Consider the following 10,024-nt stretch of genomic DNA (forward strand, 5'->3'; position numbering starts at 1 on the left):
CTCGCTTGGTTCATGTCAGTCACGCCGGACCTGCGAGGCCAGGCTGTCGATTTCGGGAAGATCCTTGAGGAAGCGGTCGAGCGCTTCGGTGACGATCTGCTGGGCACTGCGCCCGCGCACCGTGCTGGCGAGGCGAAGCTTGAGGTGGCGCTTGGCGTCGAGACGAAGCGTGAAGGCGGCGCGGCGGCTGTCGTTGGCAGCTTCCGGCTTGCCCTTGGACTTGCTCGTTGCCGGGGCCGAGTCCACGACCAGCCGGGCGTGCGGAAACACAGGCATGGGCTCGGGCTCGTCGTCGAATTCGACTTCGATTTCGTCGAGCGGCGGAAGCGCCTGGACCTTGGCGGCCTTGGGCATTTTCTTCTGCTCTTCCTCGGCGACGCGGAGCGCAAGCTCCTCGTGCATCGTCAGAACCTTGGGCTTCGGCGAGGCGCGATCGGTGAGCGCTTCGGCTTCCGGGTTATGCGGAGCGGGGGTGAGCTGGAGCACCTCGGCGGAGTGATCCGCGGCAGCGTCTTCCTCGCCCATGTCGTCCCAGCCGAGATCCTCGAGGTTCTGTGCCGCGGCCGAACCGTTCATGGTCGGCACGCGGCTGGCCTGCGGACGCATGGCCGGTTTCGCGCCGCCCTTGCGGGCCAGCAACGTTGCGCCGAGGGAGGCGAAGGGTTTGGGGTCGCTCATCCGACCTACCCTCCGGCTTTACTGGGCGACCCGGCGGCCGAAGCCACCCTGCGGACGGTTCGCGCCCGGGGCCTGCGACACGCTGTTCGGAGCGGCGAAGACGGTGCGGCGGAAATTCCGCTCGAGGCGGTCGGCGATGTAGTGCCACAGCGCGGCGACTTCCTGCGCGCTGCGCCCTTCCGGTTCCACTTCCATCACCGTGCGGCCGTCGATCATCGAGGCGGCGAAATCGGTGCGGTGGTGAAGGGTAATCGGGGCGACGGTGCCGTGCTGGCTCAGGGCGACAGCGGCTTCCGAGGTAATCTTGGCTTTCGGCGTGGCGGCGTTGACCACGAAGATCAGCGGCTTGCCGGCGCGTTCGCAGAGGTCGACCGTGGCACCCACGGCGCGCAGGTCGTGCGGGCTCGGGCGGGTCGGCACGACGATTAGTTCGGCGACTGAGATGACCGACTGAATCGCCATGGTAATCGCCGGCGGGGTGTCGATCACCGCCAGCTTGAATCCCTGCTGCCGCAGGGTCGCAAGGTCGTTGGCGAGACGGGCCACCGTGGTGTGCGCGAAGGCCGGATACTCGGCCTCACGTTCGTTCCACCAATCGGCCAGCGACCCTTGCGGATCGATGTCGATCAGGACAACAGGTCCGGCCCCGGCGCGCTGCGCCTGGACTGCGAGGTGGCCGGAGAGCGTGGTCTTGCCCGAACCGCCCTTTTGCGAAGCCAATGCCAAAACGCGCAAGGCTAATCCCCCTGAGGTTACGACCGGAGGCAAAATTCCGGCCCTTCGAAAGCGGGGATCGCAGAACACCCCTAAATTTGGGTTAACGGGGTGCGGCAATCGCACGAATTCGCGGGCCCCGATCCGGAAAGGTATTCCACGTGACTTTGCCGGATCGCATCCGAATGTGAAAAATCCTGCCGCATAAAGCTTTTGCTAATGCTGCATTTACTATGGCACCCATGAATCGAACGGACGCGCGGGTGCGCAGGGACTGGCAATGATTGCGAAGGTGGACCGGTTGAAGTGGGCAGGATTCGCCGCCGTGGCGCTGCTCGCGGCCAGCCCGGCTCTCGCCGACGTCAAGGCCGGGGTCGATGCCTGGAGCCGCGGCGACTACGGTGCCGCTGTGCGCGAGTGGGAAGGACCGGCCGCAGCGGGCGATCCCGACGCGATGTTCAATCTCGGCCAGGCCTATCGCCTCGGGCGCGGCGTGCCGGTCGATGCCCGCAAGGCCGAAGTGCTCTATGCCCGCGCCGCGGCAGCGGGTCACATAAAGGCCGCCGATACGTATGGCCTGATGCTCTTCCAGGACGGGCGGCGCGACGCGGCCCTGCCTTATATCGAGTCTGCGGCGTCGCGGGGCGATCCGCGTTCGGAGTACCTGCTCGGCATTGGCCACTTCAATGGCGACATCGTGCCCAAGGACTGGGTCAAGGCCTATGCCCTTATGACGATGGCCAACGCCCAGGGTCTGCCGCAGGCCCCCGCGGCGCTGGCGCAAATGGACGAGAGCATTCCGCTGGCGCAACGCCAGCAGGCCGCCGGGCTGGCGGTGCAGATGCAGCGCGATACCGAGATCGAACGCGGCCGCGCGCTCGCTTCGGCAGATCTCGGAGCGGGGGTCGTTACCCCGGCCAGCCGGATACCCATGCCCGCGCAGGGTGCGCCTCCGGTTGCCTCCTCGAAATTGCCGCGGACCATTGCCACGACCGCGGTTTCGCCCTCGGTCGTTGTTGCCCGTGAGGCGGTAGCACAGGCGACGCAGGCGACAGGGACCGAAAGCCCCGCCGAAGCCGGCGCGTCGTTCGCCCGGCCGGGCGCCACTGCCGCACCGCGCACGCAGGTCGCTGCCACCACCGCCACCCGCCCGGAACCGTCGTCCGCCACCACGCGCCCGTCCACCGGCAACTCCAGCGCCGGACCGTGGCGCGTCCAGCTCGGTGCGTTCTCGGTCGTGGGCAATGCCGAGCGGCTATGGTCGCAGCTCAGCGGACGCAGCGAGCTTGCCGGTCGCCAGCGGTTGCTCATTCCCGCCGGGCAGGTCACGAAGTTGCTCGCCGGAGGCTATGCTACGCAGGCCGATGCCAATGCAGCTTGTCGAAGCCTGAAAAGCTCCGGTCAGGATTGCCTTGTAACGCGCTAGGCGCAGGCGGTATTTGTTTCCCTGCTTCAGGTGCAGGGGAATTACAGATGGCCACAGTCGTCAGCGGGCAACCGGACGAGCTTCGCGCGGATGCGACTCCCGACCAGCCGGTCCGGGCCGGCGAACGGCTTGTCACCCTCGACCTGATCCGCGGCGTCGCGGTGCTCGGTATCCTGTTTGCCAACATCACCGCCTTCGGACATCCTGACGCAGCCTATTTCTGGCCCAAAGCGCTGCCGGGGGGCGCAACGCTGGGCGACAAGGTGATCTGGTATGTCCAGCTCATTTTTGTCGACCACAAGTGCCGCGGATTGTTCTCGTTGCTGTTCGGGGCCGGGATCTACCTGTTCATGGAGCGGGCCTGGGCGCGCGGCAGCAGCCGCTGGCTGCAATTTCGCCGACTGTGCTGGCTGCTCGCCTTCGGTGCAGTGCACTACTTCCTCATCTGGCACGGCGATATCCTCGGCACCTACGCGGCAACGGGCCTGATGGTGCTGCCGATGCTGAAATGGTCGGCCAGCAAACAGCTCAAGACGGGCATTGTGCTCTATTCGCTGGGCATGCTGGGCATGCTCACGATGCTGGGCGGGGCATGGTTGGCGGCGAACAATCCGTCGATTGCCGCGCACCTGAGCGACAGCCAGCGCGAAGAGGTCGTCTCCGCCGAACCCAAAACGCTCGAGAGCGTGGCCAAGAACATCGAGTTCATGCAGTCGGCCAGCTACCCGGAATTCGTCACCGAGCAGGTGACCAAGCACGCCGGCGGCTTCCTGCAGAGCCTTGTCGTCGTGCCGCTGATGGAAACGCTCGGGCTCGTGCTGATCGGCATGGCGCTCTACCGGCGCGGCTTCTTCAGCGGGGCGATCGATCCTGCCAAACTGAGACGCGGCGGGTGGATCGCGTTGCTTGGAGGGCTCGGCTTCACGGCGCTGGTCGCGTTGTGGCCGGAAGCGACCGGGTTCCCGTTCTTCACCACCTTGCTGACCTTCAACGAACTTGGGCGCTTGGCGCAGTTGCCGATCGCCCTCGGCCTTGCCGCCATCCTCGCCGCCGACGGTCCAAGGCTGGCGCAGACCCCCATCGGCAACCGATTTGCCGCCGCCGGGCGCATGGCGTTCAGCAACTACCTCGGCACTTCCATCCTCATGCTGTTCGTGTTCCAGGGTTGGTCGCTCGGCTTGTTCGGCGAATTGCACCGGGTCCAGCTCATGCTGATCGTGTTCGCAGTCTGGACGGGCATGCTGCTGTGGTCGAAGCCATGGCTGGCGCACTTCCGCTATGGCCCGCTCGAATGGCTGTGGCGCTGCCTGACCTACTGGAAACTCTTCCCGTTCCGTCGCTAGGACTTGCTATTGCAACCCATTCGCATTAATTTCCGAAGGTCACTCGGAAAGCGAATCGGTACATGTACGTCTGCGTCTGCAATGCGATCAGGGAATGCGAATTCCGCCGTGCCGCCCGCCAACACGCGGGCGATGCGGAAGCGGTCTACGCCGCGCTCGGCAAGACCCCGCAGTGTGCGCAGTGCCTTGAAGATGCCGACGAAATGCTGGCCGAGGAACGCCACGGCAAGCGTCGCCTGACGCTCGTCGCCTGACACGCGGGGAACGCTCGCGGAAATGCCGCTGACGCGCTTTTTCCCGCGCGCCCCCTTGCCACCCGGTACCCCCGAGGCGCATGGTCTCGAGACTCGCAGCAGCAAGGGACACCGGCCGTGAAGGGTGATGACAAGGTCATCGAGTACCTCAACAAGGCGCTCACCAACGAACTGACCGCGATCAACCAGTACTGGCTGCACTACCGCGTGCTGAAGAACTGGGGCATCGAGACGCTGGCCGAGTACGAGCGGCACGAATCCATCGACGAGATGAAGCACGCCGACACGCTGGCGGACCGCATCCTGTTCCTCGAAGGGCTGCCCAACTTCCAGGCGATCCACAAGCTCAGGGTCGGTGAGAACGTCGAGGAAATCCTCAAGGCGGACCTCGAAGTGGAACTGGAGGCCATCCCGCTGCTCAAGGACGCAATTGCATACTGCGAGAGCGTCCGCGACTTCACCAGCCGCGAGGTCTTCGAGCGCATTCTCGAGAGCGAGGAAGAGCACGTCGACTTCCTCGAAACCCAGTTCGAGATGATCGAACGGATGGGTCTGCAGAACTACGTCCAGCTGCAGAGCAAGCCCGCCGGCGAAGGCGACTGACACGCGCGGATTGCGCTGAATCAATGCGCCCTCCGTCACGCCCGGGCATTGCGCCGGGAGTGAAACAGAGGAGGGTGTCATGCTGGCAGACGAACTCGTTGCGGAAAGCTTCCGCTTCGACCCCTATTCCCCGGCGACCGACGCCAATCCCTTTCCCGCCTACAAGCGCCTGCGCGACGAATTCCCGGCCTTCTGGTGCGAGGAAGCGGGGATGTGGGTGCTCAGCCGCTATGACGACATCCTGCGCGCGCTGCAGGACTGGCGGACCTATTCCTCGGCACGCGGCAACCTCGTCGACGAACTGCCGGGCCGGGCCGGCGCCACGCTCGGTTCGAGCGACCCGCCGCGCCATGACCGGCTGCGCGCGCTGATCCAGAAGGCGATGCTCAAGAGCGCGTTGACCCACCTAGTCGATCCGCTGCGCGCCTCGGCACATGAGCTGGCTCGCGAAGCCCGCGAGCGCGGCAGCTTCGATTTCGTAAGCGACTTTTCGGCGCGGCTGACGCTCGACCTGATCTACGCCCTTTTCGCCCTGCCCGAGGAGGGAGGCGACGAGGTGCGCGACAAGGCCGTCCTGATGGCCCAGACCGATCCGGTCCTGCGCGGCAAGAACCCGGCACAGATCGCCGCCTATGAATGGATGGCGGACTACGCCGGGCGGCTGGTCGAGGCGCGCAAGCGAAATCCCGGCGACGACTTGCTATCGAACTTCATCACCGCCGAAATCGACGGCGAGAAGTTGCGGGACAACGAGGTCCAGCTCACCGTCACCACGCTAATCATGGCGGGGATCGAATCGCTGTCGGGCTTCCTGTCGATGCTCGGTTTCAACCTGGCGACCTACCCCGAAGCGCGCCGCGCGCTGGCCGCCAATTCCGAGCTGATCCCCGATGCGATCGAGGAATCGCTGCGCTTCAACACCTCGGCACAGCGCTTCCGCCGCGCCCTGACCTGCGACGTGGAATTGCACGGCGAGGTAATGAAGGCGGGCGCCTTCGTCATGCTCTGTTATGGCTCGGCCAATCGCGACGAGCGCAAGTTCGTCGATCCCGACCGCTACGACATCCTGCGCAAGCCCAAGGCGCACCTCGGCTTTGGCGGCGGGGTCCACGCTTGCCTCGGCTCAGCGCTGGCCCGGCTCGCCTGCAAGGTCGCAGCGGAGGAATTGCTCGCCGTGATGCCCGACTTCACGCTGGCCGAGCATGACTTCCCCTGGCTGCCCTCGTCGAACTTCCGCAGCCCGCAACGCCTCTTGCTCGCTGTCCGCTAGCCAAGCGACTGGAAGGCGGCAAAAACCCTGCTAACCTCCCCCGCAAACGCCCGTGGGGAGAGAATGATGGCGATCAGGGGATGGGCCGCGCGCGGCCTGGCGGTTCTGGCTTTGATGGCGACCGGGCTGGCGCAGGCGCAATCTTCGACCGAAGCCTTCGTCCCCGTCACCGACGCCATGATCCAGAGCCCCGACCCGGCCGACTGGTTGAGCTGGCGCAGGACGCTCGACAGCTGGGGCTATTCGCCGCTCGACCAGATCGACCGCGACAACGTCGACCAGCTCCGCCTCGTCTGGGTCCGCCCGCTCGAGGCCGGGCACCAGGAAGGCACGCCGCTGGTCCACAACGGGCGGATGTACTTCCCCGGGCCGAGCGACATGGTCACCGCGCTCGACGCCGCTTCGGGCGACGTGCTGTGGACCCACAAGCGCACGCTGCCGAAGGACATGGGGCAGTACCTGACCTTCCCTGACACCAACCGCAACCTGGCGATCTACGGCAAGCTGATCATCGCGCGCGGCTCGGACGACCACATCTACGCGCTCGACGCCGAGACCGGGAAGCTGGCGTGGGAAACCAAGATCCTCGACTACAAGAAGGGCGCCAAGCAGAGCGCCGGACCCATAATCGCCGATGGCCTCGCCATCACCGGCCGCTCGTGCGAGCCCGAGGGCGGGCCGGACGCCTGCGTGATCACCGCGCACGATGCGAAGACCGGCAAGGAAGTCTGGCGCACCAGCACCATCGCCCGCGGCGACGATCCGAATGACAAGACCTGGGGCGGAACGCCGCTCGAACGGCGGATGCAGGTCGGGGCGTGGATGAACGCCAGCTACGATCCCGAGCTGCACCTGCTCTACATGGGCACATCGGTCAGCACCCCGGCGCCCAAATTCCTGCTGGCGGGCAACGAATACACCTACCTCTACCATAACTCGACGCTGGCGCTCGACGTGCGGACCGGCAAGATCGTCTGGCATTACCAGCATATCGTCGACCACTGGGATCTTGATCACCCGTTCCCGCGCTTCCTGCTCGACGAACAGGTCGCGCCCGATCCCGGCGAAGTGACGTGGATCAAACCCAATATCGACCGCAAGAAGACCTACAGGATGGTCACCGGCGTGCCGGGCAAGACCGGGGTTGTCTACACGCTCGACCGCACCAACGGGCAGTTCCTGTGGGCGCGGCCGACGGTAAAGCAGAACGTCGTGCAATCGATCGACGGCAGGACCGGCAAGGTCACAGTCAACCCGGCGACCGTCTTCGACCGCGTCGGCCAGCAGCTCTACGTCTGCCCTTCGAGCACCGGCGGGGCGAACTACCAGGCCCCGGCCTACAGCCCGCTGACCAAGACGATGTACTTTCCCGAGCAGAACCTGTGCGCTGATGTGACCGCTGTCGAAGCCGACTGGGAGCGGCCGAGCTACTCGGTCGCCTCGAAGATCTTCATCCCGCCCGAAGCCGACAAGAAACTCGGCGTGATCCACGCCGTCAACGCAGTGACCGGGAAGACCGAATGGACCTGGTCGATCCGCGCCGGGATGCAGTCGCTGCTCACCACCGGCGGCGGTTTGTTGTTCGGCGGCGACAGCGCCGGGCGCTTCCGGGTGCTAGACCAGCGCGACGGCAAGGTGCTGTGGGAGATGAACCTCGGTTCGGCGGTGACCGGCTATCCGATCACTTTCAGCACCGGCGGGCACCAGTACGTTGCGGTTTCGACCGGGTTCTGGCTCGGCGACAGCTTCACGCCCGAAATCCTCAAGGGCACGCAGGGCACGCTGTTCGTCTTCGCGCTGCCCGACGCGGGAATCGGCCGGAAGGGTCCGTACCGCGAACCTGTCACGCCGACCGATGCGGGAGCGATCCCGTTCGATCCGGCCCAGAACCGCGATCCGGCACCAGTAGCCGCTGCCAGCGTCTCGGGCGAAGCGGTCTACGCCGCCAAGTGCTCGGGCTGCCACGGTGGCGACTTCCAGGGCGGCGGCGGTATCCCGCCGGTGAAAGGCGCGGCGTTCAAGGCCAACTGGGGCGACACGTCCGCGGCCCAGCTTTCCGCCTACCTCAAGACCGCCATGCCGCCGGGTGCGGGAGGTAGCCTGAGCGACGCGGAGTACCGCGCCGTGGCGGACTACATCCTCAAGGTGAACGGGGCCGACTGACGACCAGACAGGGGAGAGCGTGATGAAGGTATCGACGATCCGGGCCATGCTCGGCCTGCTTGCGGTGGTTTGCACCATGCTCGGCGGAAGCGCCGCCACGGCGCAGGATAGCGGATCGGCGCGCAACGCGCTCGAACAGGCGGCCGAGGCGATGGGCGGGCTCGACCGGCTCGAGGCGCTCGACACCCTCGTGCTCACCGGGTTCGGCCAGCGCGTCTACTACCAGGGCGGCGGGTTCCTGACCGGCGATCCGAAGGCGCCGCCCAAGTGGCAGGCGGTGGTCGACGCGCAGCGCACGTTCGACCTCAAGGGCGAGCGCGCGGTCTACCAGGAACGCTGGGCGCAGGAATTCCCGTTCGCCGGCTTCTTCGGGCTCAACTTCGCGCGCAACGCCACGCTGCAGGGGGGGGCCGCGCTGCTTGATCACCCGCTGCCCGCGCTGCTCGAAGCGCTCGACGCGGAGACCAGGCTGGGTGGGGTCTCGACCGAGAGCGGCGCGATCGTGGTCGAGTTCACTCCCGCAGGCGCGAGCAGTCCGGCGTGGCTCGGGATCGACCCGCGCACCCACCTGCCGGTGTTCTCGCGGTGGATTTCGGGCAGCGTCAATCTCGGCGACCTGACCACCACCGCGTGGTTCACCGGCTACACCCCGGTCCAGGGCGTGCAGCTGCCGCTGGGGCTGATGCAGCAGCTCGACTGGCGCGAGCAGATCAGCCTGATGTTCCAGGTCGATTCCTACCGGCTCGACGTCGCGGCGGAGCAACTGCCCGCGTTCCCCCGCGCGCTCGTGGTCTCCGTCGCCCCGGCAGCGGCACAGGCCACCAAAGTCGCCGACGGCGTGTGGGACGTGCGCGTCGGCACCGCGGGCGGGCCGGTGATCGAGTTCGCCGACCGGCTGGTGATGTTCGAGGCCTACGGCGGCGAAGCGCAGACGCTGGCGCGGATCGACGCCGCCAACGCGCTCGTGCCCGGCAAGCAGGTCCAGGCCGTGATCGTCTCGCACCACCACTTCGATCACACCGGCGGCCTCCGCGCGGCGGTTTCGCGCGGGCTCGAGGTGATCTCGCAGCGCGGCAACGAGGGCATCATCCGCGAGATGGTCACCCGCCCGGCCGCATACTATCCCGACGCCCTAGCGCGCAGCCCGCACCCGCTGGTGTTCACCCCGGTCGACGACACGCTGGTGCTCGAGGACGCCACCCGGCGGCTCGAGATCTACCGCGTCGTCGAGCACGCCCATATGCCCGACGCGGTGTTCGCCTACCTGCCCAAAGAGCGGATCATGATGGAAGGCGATTTCGGCGACGAGGCCTGGCAGCTCCACTTCTGGGGCGGCGCACTTGCCGCCAACATCGCGCACTACGGCATCGCCCCGCTCACCGACGTCGCGGTCCACGGGTCGGGCCCGCTGTCGATCGAGCAGACGCTGGCCAACGACCAGAAACAGATCGACGCCGCCAAGGAATGGTGCCGCACGACCGAGGCGGGCGGGCGCTACGTGTTCGGGTGCCCGGTGCAGTATGACACGACGGGGCCTGTGGCGCTGGAGCCTAGGTGAAGGCGGGGGGGGGGG

Annotated in this window: 9 protein-coding genes; 7 read left to right on the top strand and 2 right to left on the bottom strand. The window is 66.6% G+C overall.

Features of this window, described 5'->3' with window-relative positions:
- Positions 1-15 precede the first annotated feature (15 nt).
- Both GRI89_RS15650 and GRI89_RS15655 read right to left on the bottom strand, forming a co-directional pair.
- The gene (locus GRI89_RS15650; protein ID WP_159797599.1) at positions 16-678 is read right to left on the bottom strand and encodes a hypothetical protein; all 663 of its coding nucleotides are present in this window, start codon (positions 676-678) and stop codon (positions 16-18) included.
- An 18-nt stretch (positions 679-696) separates the two neighbouring features.
- Positions 697-1,413, bottom strand: a complete 717-nt coding sequence (locus GRI89_RS15655) for a ParA family protein (RefSeq protein WP_159797601.1) — start codon at positions 1,411-1,413, stop codon at positions 697-699.
- Positions 1,414-1,672: 259 nt separating this feature from the next.
- Here GRI89_RS15655 and GRI89_RS15660 point away from each other — a divergent pair, with 259 nt between their 5' ends.
- The 7 genes from GRI89_RS15660 (at position 1,673) to GRI89_RS15690 (ending at position 10,009) form a co-directional block, all read left to right on the top strand.
- Entirely contained in the window at positions 1,673-2,818 is a 1,146-nt protein-coding gene (locus GRI89_RS15660) for an SPOR domain-containing protein (protein WP_159797603.1), read from the top strand.
- Between the two features lie 47 nt (positions 2,819-2,865).
- A complete protein-coding gene (locus GRI89_RS15665; protein ID WP_159797605.1) occupies positions 2,866-4,161 on the top strand; it encodes a DUF418 domain-containing protein in 1,296 nt (431 codons plus the stop codon).
- Positions 4,162-4,223: 62 nt separating this feature from the next.
- Positions 4,224-4,415 (top strand): (2Fe-2S)-binding protein, encoded by a 192-nt coding sequence (locus tag GRI89_RS15670; protein ID WP_159797608.1) that lies wholly within the window; start codon positions 4,224-4,226, stop codon positions 4,413-4,415.
- A 117-nt stretch (positions 4,416-4,532) separates the two neighbouring features.
- Positions 4,533-5,018 carry a bacterioferritin gene (gene bfr / locus GRI89_RS15675; RefSeq protein ID WP_328598305.1) on the top strand — a complete coding sequence of 162 codons (486 nt, stop codon included), beginning with the start codon at positions 4,533-4,535 and terminating at the stop codon, positions 5,016-5,018.
- Positions 5,019-5,097: 79 nt separating this feature from the next.
- Positions 5,098-6,288 carry a cytochrome P450 gene (locus tag GRI89_RS15680; RefSeq protein WP_159797610.1) on the top strand — a complete coding sequence of 397 codons (1,191 nt, stop codon included), beginning with the start codon at positions 5,098-5,100 and terminating at the stop codon, positions 6,286-6,288.
- Between the two features lie 66 nt (positions 6,289-6,354).
- On the top strand, positions 6,355-8,451 hold the full coding sequence (locus tag GRI89_RS15685) for an outer membrane protein assembly factor BamB family protein (RefSeq protein WP_159797612.1): 2,097 nt from the start codon (positions 6,355-6,357) through the stop codon (positions 8,449-8,451).
- A 22-nt stretch (positions 8,452-8,473) separates the two neighbouring features.
- Positions 8,474-10,009 carry an MBL fold metallo-hydrolase gene (locus tag GRI89_RS15690; protein WP_159797614.1) on the top strand — a complete coding sequence of 512 codons (1,536 nt, stop codon included), beginning with the start codon at positions 8,474-8,476 and terminating at the stop codon, positions 10,007-10,009.
- Positions 10,010-10,024 lie beyond the last annotated feature (15 nt).

Source organism: Croceibacterium salegens (assembly GCF_009827435.1).
Taxonomy (GTDB): Bacteria; Pseudomonadota; Alphaproteobacteria; order Sphingomonadales; family Sphingomonadaceae; genus Croceibacterium_B; species Croceibacterium_B salegens.